General features: G+C 64.9%; 14 protein-coding genes. 8 read left to right on the forward strand and 6 right to left on the reverse strand.

The genetic code is table 11. From position 1 onward, the window contains the following. The first annotated feature begins 45 nt into the window (after positions 1–45). Complete coding sequence (locus tag ACZY08_RS04935; RefSeq protein ID WP_463743450.1) at positions 46–2,421, forward strand: transglycosylase domain-containing protein; 2,376 nt, start codon at positions 46–48, stop codon at positions 2,419–2,421. A 59-nt stretch (positions 2,422–2,480) separates the two neighbouring features. After that, complete coding sequence (locus ACZY08_RS04940) at positions 2,481–4,118, forward strand: glycosyltransferase family 87 protein (protein WP_463744149.1); 1,638 nt, start codon at positions 2,481–2,483, stop codon at positions 4,116–4,118. On the opposite strand, the gene ACZY08_RS04945 is transcribed toward ACZY08_RS04940, so the two are convergent. The 4 genes from ACZY08_RS04945 to ACZY08_RS04960 form a co-directional block, all read right to left on the reverse strand. After that, on the reverse strand, positions 4,109–4,759 hold the full coding sequence (locus ACZY08_RS04945) for a hypothetical protein (protein WP_463743451.1): 651 nt from the start codon (positions 4,757–4,759) through the stop codon (positions 4,109–4,111). The two genes, ACZY08_RS04940 and ACZY08_RS04945, sit on opposite strands and share 10 nt — an antisense overlap. A 37-nt stretch (positions 4,760–4,796) precedes the next feature. Next, complete coding sequence (locus ACZY08_RS04950; RefSeq protein WP_463743452.1) at positions 4,797–5,444, reverse strand: hypothetical protein; 648 nt, start codon at positions 5,442–5,444, stop codon at positions 4,797–4,799. Positions 5,445–5,541: 97 nt separating this feature from the next. Further along, the gene (locus ACZY08_RS04955; RefSeq protein WP_463743453.1) at positions 5,542–6,084 is read right to left on the reverse strand and encodes a hypothetical protein; all 543 of its coding nucleotides are present in this window, start codon (positions 6,082–6,084) and stop codon (positions 5,542–5,544) included. A 44-nt stretch (positions 6,085–6,128) separates the two neighbouring features. Beyond that, positions 6,129–6,803 carry a hypothetical protein gene (locus ACZY08_RS04960; RefSeq protein ID WP_463743454.1) on the reverse strand — a complete coding sequence of 225 codons (675 nt, stop codon included), beginning with the start codon at positions 6,801–6,803 and terminating at the stop codon, positions 6,129–6,131. Positions 6,804–6,959: 156 nt separating this feature from the next. Here ACZY08_RS04960 and rpsF point away from each other — a divergent pair, with 156 nt between their 5' ends. The 5 genes from rpsF to dnaB all read left to right on the forward strand — a co-directional run bounded on the left by rpsF (position 6,960) and on the right by dnaB (position 11,731). Next, positions 6,960–7,250 (forward strand): 30S ribosomal protein S6, encoded by a 291-nt coding sequence (gene rpsF, locus ACZY08_RS04965; RefSeq protein WP_463743455.1) that lies wholly within the window; start codon positions 6,960–6,962, stop codon positions 7,248–7,250. A 69-nt stretch (positions 7,251–7,319) separates the two neighbouring features. Further along, positions 7,320–7,817: a single-stranded DNA-binding protein gene (locus ACZY08_RS04970; protein WP_463743456.1), complete on the forward strand. Its 498-nt coding sequence runs from the start codon at positions 7,320–7,322 to the stop codon at positions 7,815–7,817. 35 nt (positions 7,818–7,852) lie between these two features. After that, the gene (gene rpsR, locus ACZY08_RS04975; RefSeq protein ID WP_135459648.1) at positions 7,853–8,113 is read left to right on the forward strand and encodes a 30S ribosomal protein S18; all 261 of its coding nucleotides are present in this window, start codon (positions 7,853–7,855) and stop codon (positions 8,111–8,113) included. 11 nt (positions 8,114–8,124) lie between these two features. Further along, positions 8,125–8,580, forward strand: coding sequence for a 50S ribosomal protein L9 (rplI, locus tag ACZY08_RS04980; protein WP_463743457.1), 456 nt, complete (start codon positions 8,125–8,127; stop codon positions 8,578–8,580). A 514-nt stretch (positions 8,581–9,094) separates the two neighbouring features. Then, a complete protein-coding gene (dnaB, locus tag ACZY08_RS04985; RefSeq protein WP_463743458.1) occupies positions 9,095–11,731 on the forward strand; it encodes a replicative DNA helicase in 2,637 nt (878 codons plus the stop codon). Here the strand turns inward: dnaB and ACZY08_RS04990 are convergent. Continuing rightward, positions 11,698–12,393, reverse strand: coding sequence for a MerR family transcriptional regulator (locus ACZY08_RS04990; protein WP_463743459.1), 696 nt, complete (start codon positions 12,391–12,393; stop codon positions 11,698–11,700). The two genes, dnaB and ACZY08_RS04990, sit on opposite strands and share 34 nt — an antisense overlap. 93 nt (positions 12,394–12,486) lie before the next feature. Between ACZY08_RS04990 and ACZY08_RS04995 the strand changes: the two genes are divergently transcribed. Then, positions 12,487–13,056: a DUF4188 domain-containing protein gene (locus ACZY08_RS04995; protein WP_463743460.1), complete on the forward strand. Its 570-nt coding sequence runs from the start codon at positions 12,487–12,489 to the stop codon at positions 13,054–13,056. Positions 13,057–13,091: 35 nt separating this feature from the next. Here the strand turns inward: ACZY08_RS04995 and ACZY08_RS05000 are convergent, their stop codons facing one another. Next, positions 13,092–15,530, reverse strand: a complete 2,439-nt coding sequence (locus ACZY08_RS05000) for a cellulase family glycosylhydrolase (protein WP_463743461.1) — start codon at positions 15,528–15,530, stop codon at positions 13,092–13,094. Between the last annotated feature and the right edge of the window lie 247 nt (positions 15,531–15,777).

The raw sequence follows: 15,777 nt of genomic DNA on the forward strand, positions 1-15,777 counted from the left end.
CGGCCGCCGGCGGACAATGCGCCCACGGGACGGCCGAACGGCCCCATGGGTCGTCCCGGTCGCCCGGCGATACCGCCGGATGATCGGCTCACCACGGTGCTGCCTCCGGTGCGTGACGGCGGGCCGGCCCCGCTGGACGTCGTCAGGGCGGCGATGGACGGCACCACCCCGCCGAAACCGCCGCCACCCAAATCGCCCCCTCCGCCGCCGGGAGGCGGGCGTGGGTCGGGGCCCTCGGGTCCGTCCGGACCGTCTGGGCCGTCTGGGCCGAAGTCGACCCCGCAGTTCCACATCAACTGGAAGCTGGTTCGACGCCTGTCGATAGCCGCGGTGGTGGCGATGATCCTGCTTCCGCTGGTCACCTTCGGTATGGCCTACATGATCGTCGACGTCCCCCAGCCCGGTGACATCCGGACGAACCAGGTGTCGACCATCATGGCCAGCGACGGCAGCGAGATCGCCAAGATCGTGCCGCCGGAAGGGAACCGGGTCGACGTCGGAATCGACAAGATCCCCGAGCACGTCCGTAACGCGGTGATGGCCGCCGAGGACCGCGACTTCTACACAAATCCGGGGTTCTCGTTCACAGCGCTGTTGCGCGCGATCAAGAACAACCTGGTGGGCGGTGATCTGCAGGGCGGATCGACCATCACCCAGCAGTACGTCAAGAACGCGCTCGTCGGTGACGAGCGGTCCGGCATCGGCGGTCTGATCCGTAAGGCCAAGGAGCTGGTCATCTCGACCAAGATGGCCAGCGAATGGTCCAAAGACGCTGTGATGCAGGCGTATCTGAACATGATCTATTTCGGTCGCGGTTCGTACGGGATCGCGGCGGCAGCCAAGGCGTACTTCGACAAGCCGGTCGAACAACTCACCGTCGCCGAGGGTGCACTGATGGCCGCGCTGATCCAGCGCCCGTCGACGCTGGACCCCGCCGTGGATCCCGAGGGCGCCGCCGAGCGGTGGAACTGGGTGCTCGACGGCATGGTCGACATGGGTGCGCTGTCAGCCCAGGATCGGGCCGGACAGGTGTTCCCGCCGACCGTGCCACCGGACCAGGCCCGCCAGGCCAACCAGACCACCGGTCCGAACGGATTGATCGAGCGGCAGGTCACGAAGGAACTGCTGGATCTGTTCGATATCAGTGAGCAGGCCCTGAACACCGAGGGGCTGCAGGTCACCACCACGATCGATCCGCAGGCTCAGCAGGCCGCGGAGAACGCGGTGTCCAAGTACATGGACGGCCAGGATTCCGACATGCGGACCGCGGCGGTGTCCATCGATCCCCGCGACGGCGCGGTCAAGGCTTATTACGGCGGCTCAGATGCCAATGGCTTCGACTTCGCGCAGGCCGGTCTGCCGACAGGTTCGTCGTTCAAGGTGTTCGCTCTGGTCGCTGCCCTGCAACAGGGGATCGGCCTGGGCTATCAGGTAGACAGCGGCCCGGTCACCGTCAACGGCATCAAGATCAGCAATGTCGAAGGTGAAGGGTGCGGCACCTGCTCCATCGCCGAGGCGCTCAAGCGGTCGCTGAACACCAGTTACTACCGGCTGATGCTCAAACTGGAGCACGGTCCCGAGGACGTCGCCAAGGCCGCACACGATGCCGGCGTGGCCGAGAGTATCCCGGGCGTCGAGCACACGCTGTCCGAGGACGGCAAGGGCGGCCCGCCCAACAACGGTGTGGTGCTCGGCCAGTACCAGTCCCGGGTGATCGACATGGCCTCCGCCTACGCCACGCTCGCGGCCTCCGGCGTTTATCACAAGCCGCACTTCGTGCAGAAGGTGGTGAACTCCTCGGGGCAGGTGTTGTTCGACGCCTCCAGCCAGGACAACGGTGAACAGCGCATCGACAAGGCAGTGGCTGACAACGTCACTTCGGCGATGCAGCCGATCGCCGGTTGGTCGAAGGGACACAACCTGGCAGGTGGACGCGCCTCGGCGGCCAAGACGGGCACGAATCAGCTCGGCGACACCGGCGACAACCGCGACGCCTGGATGGTCGGCTACACGCCGTCGCTTTCGACCGCGGTCTGGGTGGGTACCTCCGAGGGCGTGAAACCTTTGAAGACGCCGGGCGGTGGTCCGGTCTACGGATCCGGACTGCCGTCGGACATTTGGAAATCCACGATGGACGGCGCGCTGAAGGGCACGGACAACGAGTCGTTCCCGAAGCCGACTGAGATCGGTGGCTATGCGGGCGTGCCGCAGGCTCCGGTGGCCCCGCCGCCGGGAACACTTCCCAACGGCCCGCAGGTATCCGTGATGCCTTCGGAGACCGTGATCCAGCCGACCATCGAAGTGGCCCCGGGCATCACGATCCCGATCGGCCCTCCGACGACGGTGCCGATCGGACCGCCACCGGGAGCACCTGTCGTGCCCGGCGGGCCGGAAGTCCCGATGCCCCCGCCGCCTCCGTGACGGACCGGCTAGCCCCGGCTTCCCTGGCAGGGTTGGATGCGCCGGCTCCGCCGTCGGGATTGGATTCGCCGGCTCCGCCGGCAGGGTTGGATTCGCCGGCTCCGCCGGCAGAAGACCGGCGGAGCGCCGACGACCGCGACCTCCCCAGCCGCAACGACCGGCTGGCCGAGGCGCTGTCGCAGACCGTGGGCGGCCCCGTCGGCCGACACGCGTTGATCGGCCGGTCACGGTTCATGACGCCATTGCGGGTGATGTTCGTGATCGCGGTGGTGTTCCTGGCGTTGGGCTATACGTCCAAGGCCGCGTGCCTGCAGACGACGGGCAGCGGAACTGCCGGCCAGCGGGTGGCGAACTGGGAGAACAACCGGGCCTATTACGAGCTGTGCTATTCCGACACGGTTCCGCTCTACACCGCAGAGTTGTTGAACCAGGGCAAGTTTCCCTACAAGTCCAGTTGGGTCGAGAACGACGCCACCGGCAAGCCGCGCCTGCAGTACGACGGCAGCCCGGCGATCCGCTACATGGAATACCCGGTGCTGACCGGGCTTTACCAGTACGCGTCGATGTCGCTGGCCAAGACCTACACCGCGCTGACGAAGCTGGTGTCGGTCCCGCTCGTGGCCGAGGTGGTGATGTTCTTCAATATCGCCGCGTTCGGTTTGGCGCTGGCCTGGTTGGCAACGATCTGGGCCACCTCACGACTGGCCGGCCGGCGAGTGTGGGATGCCGCGCTGGTGGCCGGCTCACCGATCGTGATCTTCCAGGTGTTCACCAACTTCGATGCGCTCGCGACAGCCTCTGCGGCTGGCGCAATGCTGGCGTGGGCCCGACGTAAGCCGGTGTGGGCCGGTGCGCTGATCGGAATCGGCGTGGCGGCCAAGCTTTATCCGCTGCTGTTGTTCGTTCCGCTGATCCTGCTCGGGTTGCGCACCGGGCGTCTGCGGGAGGTCGGCAAGACCGCGCTGACCGCGGTCGTGACGTGGTTGATCGTCAACCTGCCGATCATGGTGCTGTTCCCGCGCGGGTGGTCAGAGTTCTTCCGGCTCAACACCCGTCGCGGTGACGACATGGATTCGTTGTACAACGTGGTGAAGTCGTTCAGCGACTGGCAGGGCTTCGATCCGGACCTGGGTTTCTGGCAGCCGCCGACGGTGCTCAACACCGTCACCGCGGTGTTGTTCGCGGCGTGCTGTATTGCGATCGGCTACATCGCACTGACGGCGCCGCAGCGGCCCCGGTTGGCGCAACTGGCGTTCCTGGTCATCGCCGCCTTCCTGCTGACCAACAAGGTGTGGAGCCCGCAGTTCTCGCTGTGGCTGGTGCCGCTGGCGGTGCTGGCGCTGCCGCACCGCCGAATCCTGTTGGCGTGGATGACCATCGATGCCCTGGTGTGGGTGCCGCGCATGCTCTATCTGTACGGCGAGGCAAACAAAGGCCTGCCCGAGCAGTGGTTCACCGTCACCGTGTTGTTGCGGGATCTCGCGGTGATCGTGCTGTGTGCGTTGGTGGTTCGTCAGATCTACCGCCCGGAGCTGGACCTGGTCCGGCACGGCGGCCGCATCGATGACCCCTCCGGCGGGGTGTTCGACGGCGCGTCCGACGACCCACCGCGGTGGCTGCCGGACTGGCTGCGACCATCGGCTGACCGGGTGCGCATCGAACCGGCCCCGGCGGAGCCGGTTTCCGCTCAGCCCTGATAGCCCTGATGCGGGGGATATCCCTGGAACGGTGAATAAACCTGAGGCGCAACCGGATCCTGCGGATCTCGCGTCGCGCAGATCCACTTGGCGGTCGACGGCAGCAGGGTCAGTACCAGCGTCAAGATCGGGAAAACGAAGCCGAGCACCGCGAGCATGGCGAACGCGCCGAGATCGTGGGTGGGTGCACCGGAGATGCCGATGAACAATTCGGCGAAGCCGAGCAGACCGAGCAGGATGGCCACAGCGCATCCGCCGACGATGAGCCAGCGGCCGATCATCTTGTGCCGCCACAGCAGAATCGCCCCGTTGAAGAGCACCAGTCCGAAGGCAAAGCCGAGCAGGCTGAAGATAACGCCCATGGCGTCGAAATCATGATCACCGATCATGACGGCCAAGCCCAGTGCGCCGAACAAGACGCCGAAAAGTCCGCCCAGCAGCGCCAGAATGCCGGCGATGATCGCCGTGGCACCGCTAGGGCCACCGGATGGTGTCGGCCGAGAACCGCCCGGGTATCCGGGTTGTGCTCCGAAGCCGGGCTGGTGCGAAAAGATCGGCGGTTGGGCCTGGAAACTGGGTTGGTCCGAAAAGCCCGGCTGTTCCGGGAATCCCGGACCGTAGGGCCCACTGGGAAAGGTCATCGATCCCCCTGATCCTTGATGTCAGCCTGCGCTCCACTCAACGCTGATATGGCGGATAGTATTGGGCTGCAATCGGACTCGGCTTCTCTTGGATCCATCGCTCGGTCGACGGCAGCATCGTCAGTACAAGCGTCACGATGGGAAAGGCGAGACCCGCGATGATGGGGGTGTCGACTGAATCGAACTCCCGACTGGGCTCGCCTGTGACGCCGATGAGGATGTCGCCGAGGGCGGTTATCCCGAACAGGATGACTACGGCGCATCCGCCCACAATCAGCCGGCGGGCGATCGGCTTGCGCCGCCACAGCAGTAGCGCCCCGTTGAAGAGCACCAGTCCCAAGGCGACGCTGAACACGCTGACGACAGCACCCATGGCATCGAAATCACGGTCACCGAACGTGGCGGCCGCGACCACTGCGCCGTAGAAGACGCCGAACAGTCCGCCGAGTAACGCCAGGATTCCGGCGATGACCGCCGAGGCTCGGCTCGGGCCACGCGACGGTGTCGGCTGAGAACCGCCCGCATAGCCGGGCTGCTGTGGCCACCCCGGCTGCGGATAGCCGGGCTGCTGTCCGAAGCCGGATTGGTGCGAGTAGATCGGGGGCTGGATTCCGAAGCTGGGCTGTTGGGAAAAGCCCGGCTGTTCCGGGAAGCCCTGATCGTAGGGACCGCTGGGAAAGGTCACAGATCCCCCCGGAGTCTCGAACGTTGACGGGCTCACTTTATCCGGATTGCGCGGGGCAAGGCGGCATGGGCGTTAGCTGGGCCTGCGGTAGCAGGCGTTAGGTAGCAGCCACCAGATCCTGTTTCGCCCGGATCCACGCCGTGGTCGACGGGAGCAACGCCACCACGAGCGTGGCGATCGGTAGCGCCAGACTCAAGATTGCCAGCCCGCTGATGCCGTAGGACCCGTAGCGGGCCGTGGTGGCGAGATTCAGCCCGAGGCTGATCAGGCTGCCGAGGATGATCAAAGCGCAGCCGATGACGATGAGCCGACGGCCGGTCATCTTGCGTCGCAGCAGCGCCACCGTGCCGGCCAGGAGCAGGAGACCGCAGACGACGCTCAGCAATGTCGCGAGGACCGTCAGCGCCAGTGCCCCAGGGGTTCTGAGGGCCAGAGTTCGCAAGCCCGCGTCACCGGCCAGTGCGGCGAGCCCGGAAAGGCCGGCGATGCCGTTACCGAGGGTCAGCAGGGCACCGATCCCGGCCAGGACCGCCGTGACGATCGCCGTGATGCCGCTCGACGAAGCCTCCGGCGGGGGTCCCTCCGGCCGGGGTTCGTCGAGCGGATTCTCCTGATCCTCGGATCCTGGAGGAGGGGTCACTGCTACTCCGATCGTGAGTGGATGGCGGGCCTGTAGAGAGGAAATCAGCCCGGGTATTGCGGATAGAACTGGGGCGCAACCGGATTCTGCTTCGCCCTGATCCACGCAGCGGTGGACGGCAGCAGCACCAGCACGAGCGTCGCGATGGGGAAGATGACACCCACGAGATCAGCACCTACGCCGCGGTCGTACTCGTAGTCTGCGATGGCCGAGGGCGTCAACGTGAGGTTGATCAGGGTGCTGAGAATCGACACCACACATCCTGCGGCCACGAGCCAGCGACCAATCATCTTGCGCAGCAACAACGTCAGCGTTCCGACCAGAAGCAGCAGCCCGGCAACGATGTTCAACATCGTGATGGCGATCAGTGATGTCCACACGCCCTCGGAGGAACTGGCCACATCGGACGATCCGCCAATAATTACGGAAAGTCCGAAGGCCATGGCGAGGCCGCCGACAAAGTTCGCCAGGCCGCCGAGGCCGGCAAGAACACCCGCGGTGATGCCGGTGGCCCCACTCGGTGAGGCAGGTGGCGCGGGCGGCAGGCCGTAGGGATGCTGCGGATAGCCATGCTGCGGGTAGCCCTGAGGTGGGTAGCTCGGCTGCTGTGCAAAGGCAGGTTGCTGCGGATAGCCCGGTTGCTGGGGATACGCAGGCCGCTGGGAGTAGCCGGGTTGCTCGGGAAAGCCCTGGCCGTATGGCCCATTGGGATAGGTCACAGAGTCCCCCGATCCTCGAAGATCAACGGGCTCACCCTATACGGATTTCGCAGATCAGGGCGCTTTCGGGTAGCCTGGGCCGGTTGCCGACGCAGGCGACCCTCCTGCCACGGACACGCCGTGGCCGCAACGACCATAGGAGGTGATGGGTTCCTTATGCGTCCATACGAAATCATGGTCATTCTCGACCCGACACTCGACGAGCGCACCGTAGCTCCCTCGCTGGAGACGTTCCTGAACGTCATCCGCAAGGACGGTGGCAGTGTTGAAAAGGTTGACATCTGGGGCCGCCGCCGGCTGGCCTACGAGATCGCCAAGCACGCCGAAGGCATCTACGCCATCGTCGATGTCAAGGCTGAACCGGCCACCGTGTCCGAGCTCGACCGTCAGCTGAACCTGAACGAGTCCGTGCTGCGGACCAAGGTGATGCGGACGGACAAGCACTAAAGGCTGTCAGTCGTCGGCGGGGCTACGTAGGCTTCGCGCAAACGGACATGCCTATCCCAGGAGGATCTCGTGGCTGGTGACACCACCATCACAGTTGTCGGAAACCTGACCGCTGACCCGGAATTGCGTTTCACTCCGTCCGGCGCAGCTGTCGCCAACTTCACCGTTGCCTCGACGCCGAGGATGTTCGATCGGCAGAGCAACGAGTGGAAGGACGGCGAGGCGCTGTTCCTTCGGTGCAACATCTGGCGTGAGGCGGCCGAGAACGTGGCCGAGAGTCTCACCCGGGGTTCGCGGGTGATCGTCACGGGTCGGCTCAAGCAGCGTTCCTTCGAAACCCGCGAGGGCGAGAAGCGCACCGTTGTCGAGGTCGAGGTCGACGAGATCGGTCCGTCCCTGCGCTACGCCACGGCCAAGGTCAACAAGGCCAGCCGCAGTGGTGGCGGAGGCGGTGGCTTCGGCGGTGGCGGCGGGGCTTCGCGCCCGGCCGAGCCCAAAGACGATCCGTGGGGCAGTGCGCCCGCGTCGGGCTCCTTCAGCGGGGCCGACGACGAGCCGCCGTTCTGATCAACATCGAAATTTTTGCAAGGAAGAGATAACCAATGGCCAAGACCACTAAGAGGCGGCCGGCACCGGAAAAGCCGGTCAAGACTCGGAAGTGCGTGTTCTGCTCCAAGAAGGGCAAGGGGCAGATCATCGATTACAAAGACACTGCGCTGCTGCGCACCTACATCAGCGAGCGCGGCAAGATCCGTGCCCGTCGGGTGACCGGCAACTGTGTCCAGCACCAGCGCGATGTCGCCATCGCCGTGAAGAACGCCCGCGAGGTGGCTCTGCTGCCCTTCGGTTCGTCGACGCGGTAGGGGGCAGACCAATGAAGCTGATTCTCACCGCTGAGGTGGAGCACCTGGGTGTCGCAGGCGACGCCGTCGAGGTCAAGGACGGCTACGGCCGTAACTACCTGCTGCCGCGCGGGCTGGCCATCGTTGCCACCCGTGGCGCCGAGCGCCAGGCCGACGAGATCCGTCGCGCCCGCGAGACCAAGGAGATCCGCGGCGTCGAGCACGCCAACGAGCTCAAGACCGCTCTGGAGAACCTGGGCGAGGTGTCGCTGCCGGTTCACGCCGCGGGCGACACCGGCAAGCTGTTCGGCTCGGTCACCGCGGCCGATGTCGTGTCCGTGATCAAGAAGGCCGGCGGGCCCAACTTGGACAAGCGCACGGTGCAGCTGCCCAAGGCACACATCAAGTCGGTCGGCACGCATCCGATCGTCGTTCGGCTGCACACCGGGGTGGAAGCCAAGGTGTCGCTGAACGTCGTAGCCGAGTAACCCCGACGCGGAGCAATCCGTAGCGGAGTCATTCTGCGAGCACTCAACCGCCCGGGTGGGGACCCTTAGGGGTTCCCGCCCGGGCGTTGCTGCATCTCTGGCGAACTCGCTGCGGGAAACTCTGGACAGCGAACCTCACTCGGTGTTAACCCGCCCGGTCCCTGGGCGCAACACAACACGCCCGGGACCGCAACCCGACACGACACGCCGAAGAACTTTCCATACACAATTACTGACAACCTCTATGGGACTCTGACCTGGTAAAACAACAGATCGCCGAGAAATGATCCACAGGTTCTCCCCAGAGGCTCAACACTGCGACCGAGACCTATCCCCACACCATCCACAGGTTGATCAACAGGGGTGGTTTCGGGCAGTGCCAGCAACGGTCTACCGTGGTGCGTCGCAGCGCCGTCAGAAGCTTTGTCGGAGCCCTGTTCTACAGTCGCAGTACCGATTCGAATAAATGTTCGAGCCAGCCGTGAGGCCGGTCTCGGAAGGGGGTGGGGAGTCCGTGGCGGTGGTGGACGACCTGGGGCATCCGAATTCGGAGACGGATGGCCCTCCGCCTGGAGAGGATTTCGGCCGGCAGCCGCCGCAGGACATGGCGGCCGAGCAGGCGGTCCTCGGCGGCATGCTGTTGAGCAAGGACGCGATCGCCGACGTGCTCGAGCGGCTGCGTCCCGGCGACTTCTACCGTCCGGCGCACCAGAACGTCTACGACGCCATCCTGGATCTCTACGGCCGGGGTGAACCCGCCGACGCTGTCACCGTCGCTGCCGAACTCGATAACCGCGGGCTGTTGCGCCGCATCGGCGGGGCGCCTTATCTGCACACGCTGATCTCCACCGTGCCGACCGCTGCCAACGCGGGCTTCTACGCCGCCATCGTCGCCGACAAGTCGCTGTTGCGCCGATTGGTGGAGGCGGGCACCCGGGTGGTCCAGTACGGCTACGCCGGGGCCGACGGTGCCGATGTCTCCGATGTGGTCGACCGGGCGCAGGCCGAGATCTACGACGTGACCGAACGCCGTGCGTCGGAGGACTTTGTCGCGCTCGAGGACCTGCTGCAGCCCACGATGGACGAGATCGATGCGATCGCGTCGCAAGGCGGCATCTCGCGCGGTGTGCCGACCGGGTTCACCGAATTCGACGAGATCACCAACGGCCTGCACCCCGGACAGATGGTCATCATCGCGGCCAGGCCTGGCGTCGGGAAGGCGCTGGCGCTCGATACGCCGCTTCCGACACCGAACGGATGGACCACGATGGGTGACGTCGCCGTGGGCGACCATCTCATTGGCGCTGACGGTGAGCCCACCCGCGTCGTCGCGGCCACCGATATCATGCTCGACCGGCCGTGCTTCGAGGTCGAATTCTCAGACGGCACAGTGATTGTCGCCGATGCCCAGCACCAGTGGCTGACCGAAACGAGAGCCTCGAGGCGATCCGCACAGTCGGCTGCGGCGGGCTACAACGGTCATAAGAATCAGCGGACATTTGCCGCTGTACGGACGACCACGGAGATCGTCGACACGTTGCGGTGCGAAACTGCAGACCGTCGCCTGAATCATTCGGTGGCCAACACCGTCGCGCTCCAGAGCGAAGAGCGAGACCTGTTGGTTCCGCCATATACATTGGGCGCCTGGCTGGGCGACGGGACGTCAGCGTCCGCGCAGATTACGACGGCGGACCCGGAGATCATCGTTCGGATCGAGGCCGAAGGGTTCCTCGCGCGAAAGTCTGATTCCGCACGGTATCGCTACCAAATCCTCCTGGCAGCAGAGCCCGGGCCAGTGAAACGATCGTGCGTGGTCTGCGGTGCTGGCTTTGTGCCACAGACTTGCCAGGTGCATACCTGCGGCCGTAGTTGCGGTGGACGCGCCCGGTTTGTATCGGAGCCGGTGCCAGCTCCGCAGTGCCCAAGATGTGGTCAGCCGTCGTCTGGGCTGCGGTTATGCAAGGCCTGCCGCAACACCGTGGGCACACTGCAGGCACGCCTACGGACGATCGGGGTCTTGGGCGCCAAACACATTCCAACCGAGTACCTTCGAGCGTCTGAAGCGCAGCGGCGTGCACTCCTGGCCGGCCTGCTGGACACGGATGGAACGGTTACCTCCGGAGGAGCGGTGCAGTTCGCTGTGACGGACCGGCGCCTTGCCGCGGACTTCGCCGAGCTCGTGGTGAGCCTGGGATATCGATGCCAGACATCGACCAAGCGGGTCAAAGGTCGCAGCGAGTCGTCGTCAACGTCATTCACGATCACCTTTTCGACGCCCGATGATGTCTTTGGCCTGCACCGTAAGACGTTGCTGCACAAGGAACGCCGGCATGCCGTCAGCGCAGCGCGGTCGAACTCGCGCTTCATCGTTGACGTTCGACCTGTAGCGACAGTGCCGGTCCGGTGCGTGGAGGTCGACAATGCGGACCACATGTACTTGGCGAGTCGGTCGATGGTTCCTACGCACAATTCCACCCTCGGCCTGGATTTCATGCGGTCCTGCTCCATCAAGCACCGGATGGCCAGCGTCATCTTCTCGCTGGAAATGAGCAAGTCCGAGATCGTGATGCGACTGCTCTCGGCCGAGGCGAAAATCAAACTGGCCGACATGCGTTCGGGCCGGATGAGCGATGACGACTGGACCAAGCTTGCCCGTCGGATGAGCGAGATCAGTGAGGCGCCGCTCTACATCGACGACTCGCCGAACCTGACCATGATGGAGATTCGCGCCAAAGGTCGGCGGCTGGCCCAGAAGGCGGATCTGAAGCTCGTGGTCGTCGACTACATGCAGCTGATGAGCTCGGGCAAGAAGTACGAGTCGCGTCAGCAGGAAGTCTCGGACTTCTCCCGAAGCCTCAAACTGATGGCCAAGGAACTTGAAGTGCCGGTGATCGCGATCAGCCAGCTGAACCGTGGTCCCGAGCAGCGCACCGACAAGCGTCCGCAAGTCTCTGACCTGCGCGAATCGGGGTCGCTTGAACAAGATGCCGACATGGTCCTACTGCTGCACCGTCCCGACGCGATCGACCGTGAAGACCCACGCGGCGGTGAAGCCGACATCATCTTGGGCAAGCACCGTAACGGCCCGACAGCGAATATCACTGTGGCGCACCAGCTTCACTTCTCGCGGTTCACGAACATGGCGCGGTAAGACAACGGTGGCGAGGTGTCTGTGGTGGCGGGCAAGTTCTCATTGAATTTGAGGGCGCTGTGGTGTTCGTGTGCGAGCCGCCGCAAGCTGAGTAACAACTGACCGAATACCACCTGGCCTACCACCATCTGCTGGACCACTGTGTTTCGGTCAGCTTGGAGGTCGGCTGCGGTCAGCCTGCTGACCTCATAGGCGGCGATGGCGTTGACGAGCCCGAGATAGGTTGCAGCGTTGGGCAAATCGAGCGGCCAGTCCAAGTCGTTGAGCACCCCGAGCAGACCAGCAAGCTGGTCGAGCGCGGGCGTGTCCGGGCGCACCTGTGTCCAGCCGGCCTGCTCAACGACTTGGCTGGCCAGCGCACGATCATGCTGACTCGCGGCATCCGACGAACGCGCCAGTGCGTCATAGGTGGCGCCGAACATCTGGTGTACGGACAGCGATTCGTTCTGAACCGCGTCCACGATTTCCTTGAGGTCGGCGACCGGGATTGCACCGACCTCGCGCAGGACTCGCAGCAGTCGAAGCCGCGCCACGTGATGGTCACCGTAATTGGCGTGCCGTTCGCTGACCTTGCTTCCGGGCGGCAACAGACCCTCGCGCAGGTAGTACTTGATGGTCGCTACGGTGACGCCAGTCTGCTGGGAAAGCTCGGAGATGCGCACTCGAACTCCTTACGCGGCCGGGGTTGACCACCAACAGTGGATAGCGGCACTATCCTATGCTAGATACTTCCACTATCTAGCATAGGAGCTGCGATGACACGAAATATGATCCCCCGCGCCTATCGCAATGCCCCGCGACGTGTGCCCGAGGGTGTGCTCGCGGGTGGCTCTGTCGCCGATGTCGGGGATAGCGAGGTGGTGGTGTTTCTGATCGGCGCACGCATCCACCGGTGGCGCAAGGTACGCAGCTGGTTCCCGACGTTCGTGGCGATGCCCCGGATGCTGATGCAGCTGGCCAAGAATCCCGATCTGGGCCTGCTTCATGCCAAGACGTACCGGGCCGGCCGCGACGTCATCGTGGTGCAGTACTGGCGCAACGTCGAAGACCTCGGCAAGTTCGCGAAGAACCCTTCATTCGCACACGCTCCAGCCTGGGCGGCCTTTAACCGGGATGCCGCCGGTACCGGCGACATCGGGATTTGGCACGAGACCTACCGGGTGCCGGCCGATCACATCGAAACTCGTTACGCCAACCTGGCGCCACTGGGTTTGGGCAAAGCGCTCGGGGTCCAGGAAAGCTTCGGCGCACCCCGCAACAGCACGCACCAGAGAATGAATGCAACGGACTCGGATTACATCCCCATGCGACGAGACAAGTTCTGATCACGCTCGTCTCTTCCCGTGAGCCGCTAGTCACCTCAGGTGGAGATGAGCGACCCTGGTGCGGCAGCAACTCCGGTGACTGTGACACTGACGGTGGTTGCGCCCGGGTCTGATGCGATGACGAGTCGGGGGTCGTTCGGAGCCGAGACAACGTGACCACCGATCACGGCCACCTGGTAGCCGTTCGGGTATTGGCGGGTAGGTGTCGAGATGATGGTTTGGGAGCCGGCCGCGAAATCGCCTGATCCGTCAACCTTGGCAGTGGAGTAGGTGAATCGGAACGTGCCGTCCTCACTGACGGTCCAACCCTGAGGGGTTCCGGAGATCACCTGTGGGTACGGCTTCGAGAGCACCTGCAGGTTGCTCGTGTTGACGTTGTCGCCGGTCGGTGGCAATGACGGGTCGTACACCAGAGACTGGTCCCTCGGGTCTGCGCTGCTGGTGATTTCGCCGATACCCGAATACGCCCAGTTGGCCCAACTGATCTGCCGCGCGTCGGCGGCTGCTGTCTCTGCCGCGAGTGTGGCCGGGTCGCTGGTGGCCCCGAATTCACCCATGAAGGCGGGCATGTCATTGATTGCGCCATAGAAGCCGGCACGCCCCGACATGATCGGGCCGACGAGGGAACTGAAGTTTAGGCCGGCGACATTGCCGTATCCGTGATACTCCAGCACCGTGTTCGGGTCGGAGATCTTGCCCAGAAGCACAGGCTGGCTGAAGAGAAGCGCACTGATCTCGTCGACCGCGGGGCTCGCCGGTGAGATGAACACCGGGGTGTTCGGGTCGACCGACCGGATTGCGGCGATGGTCTGGTTGTACATCGGGGTGAGTTGCTCGGCACCGAAGAAGGAGCCGTTGACTATCGTTGCGAGCCAACCTGATCCAACCCAGGGTTCGTTGATGATGTTGTAGCCGATGACGTTGGGGTTGTCGCCGAAGTAGCTGGCTACGGCCTGCCAGCTCAGCGCATAGTGGTTCTGCAGCCCGACGCCATCGGGTGCGTCGGAGTTGGCCCAGAACGCGTCCCAGGCGTGATTTTGAGCGGGGCTCAGGTAGTAGTTGACGACGAATTGGCCCAGCAGGGCGCCCAAGTCGGGGTTGGGCAGCCCGCCGGTCTGCGTCGCCCAAGAAGGTGCCCCTTCACCGTGGAGTTCGGTGCTGTAGAGGTCCTGGTGCATGTCGATGAAGGTGTAGATGCCATGGTCACTGAGCGTTTGCACGGTTTGGTTGATTCCGGCCAGATAGTTCATGTCGATCACGCCGGGTTCGGGTTCGACTGCGGCCCAATCAATTCCCAGCCGCACTACGTTGAACCCGTTGTCCGCCAGGAACTGCGCGTCGTCGTCACTGAAGCCCATGGCTTCAGGGTCATACGGCGGCACCTTGTAGACCACGTTGACCCCGTGCATGATGACCACCTGCCCATCGCTGTTGGTGAACCAGCTGCCGGTGGTTGTCAGCTTGTCGGTGTTGCCCACGCTCGGGGGAGATCCGGCAATGGTGCCGAAACTACCGACGTCGCCGTGGGTACCGAAGATTCCGGCTGTGCCGCCCGCGCCGCCGAGAGCGACCAAGCCGGTCGCCGGACCGCCGACGCCGCTGTCGCCGGCGTCACCACCGCCGCCGCCGATGCCGAAGAGTTTCGAGCCGTCACCCCCGTCACCGCCGATGCCACCGACCGTGCCGTCACCCCCGTCACCGCCGTCGCCACCGAGACCGAAGAACAGGCCGCGCCCGCTACCACCGAAACCGCCCGCACCTCCGCGCGCGCCCGGGGTGCCGGTGCCCCCGCTGCCCCCGAGTCCGCCTATGCCCGTCAGGAATCCGCCCGCACCTCCACTACCACCGGCAGCGCCTGCGCCTCCCGAGCCGCCGGCCCCTCCGTTGCCCAGGAGTCCGGCCGACCCGCCATCGCCGCCGGCCTCGCCCAACTCTGTGCTGTTCCAGCCCGCGCCCCCGTCGCCGAACAGCCAACCACCAGCACCTCCATCCGGATGCGCGGCGGTGCCTGCTGAGCCGTTGCCGATCACATAGGACCCCGCCACGGTGTTGACGAGCCCATCGACCACTTGACCGACAGGACTGGTGATCCACATTTGCGCGGCGTCGTGGAGGGGGTCGTAAACAACGATGCCGATCACGGCCGCGGGCGAGGGGGTCTGTTGCTCGACCGGTGTCGGCCCGGCGAGCGTCGTGCGCTCGACATCCGGCGACCCGCCCAACCGTGCGTTCACAATTGGGGCCTGTCCGATGGTCTTCGGCTCGGGCGCGATCGACCTGCGGCTGGCGAGGGCCAGTGCCGCCCACGTCAACGGATTGGAATCCGGCGGGGTGACCGGGTGTTTGACCGGTGCCGCCACCCGATGCGTCGTGGCCGGCGGGTTCGTCTGCTCGATATCGCGTGCGAAAGCAGCGACGGTCGTTGCCGCCGAGGGGGATTGGAATGTTTGACCGATGCCGGCGGTCGGTGCCACGCCGGAGTGAGGGTGACGTGCGGTAGGTGCTTCGGCGCGGTGCGGCAACGCTGGCTTGGCCCGCTTTGACCGCGTGGAGGGGGAGTCGGCGGAGCCCGTGGCGGCGGCGGACCTGTGCGTTGGCCGGTCGGCATCGCCCTGCGCGGTCCCGGCGTCCGACGGCTTGCCTGATGCCCTTGCCTTCGGAGAACCGGCGTTGCGCCTCGGGCTGGACGGCTTCGACTCGCCGGAGCTCGATTCGCTCTTC

It is taken from the genome of Mycobacterium sp. IDUB_9 (assembly GCF_055419505.1).

Bases quoted from the DNA above. Each gene is read 5' to 3' on its own strand.
- ACZY08_RS04995 (WP_463743460.1), top strand. From the start codon at position 12,487: ATGACACGAAATATGATCCCCCGCGCCTATCGCAATGCCCCGCGACGT.
- rplI (WP_463743457.1), top strand. From the start codon at position 8,125: ATGAAGCTGATTCTCACCGCTGAGGTGGAGCACCTGGGTGTCGCAGGC.
- ACZY08_RS04945 (WP_463743451.1), bottom strand. From the start codon at position 4,759: ATGACCTTTCCCAGTGGGCCCTACGGTCCGGGATTCCCGGAACAGCCG.
- rpsR (WP_135459648.1), top strand. From the start codon at position 7,853: ATGGCCAAGACCACTAAGAGGCGGCCGGCACCGGAAAAGCCGGTCAAG.
- rpsF (WP_463743455.1), top strand. From the start codon at position 6,960: ATGCGTCCATACGAAATCATGGTCATTCTCGACCCGACACTCGACGAG.
- ACZY08_RS04935 (WP_463743450.1), top strand. From the start codon at position 46: ATGGGTCGTCCCGGTCGCCCGGCGATACCGCCGGATGATCGGCTCACC.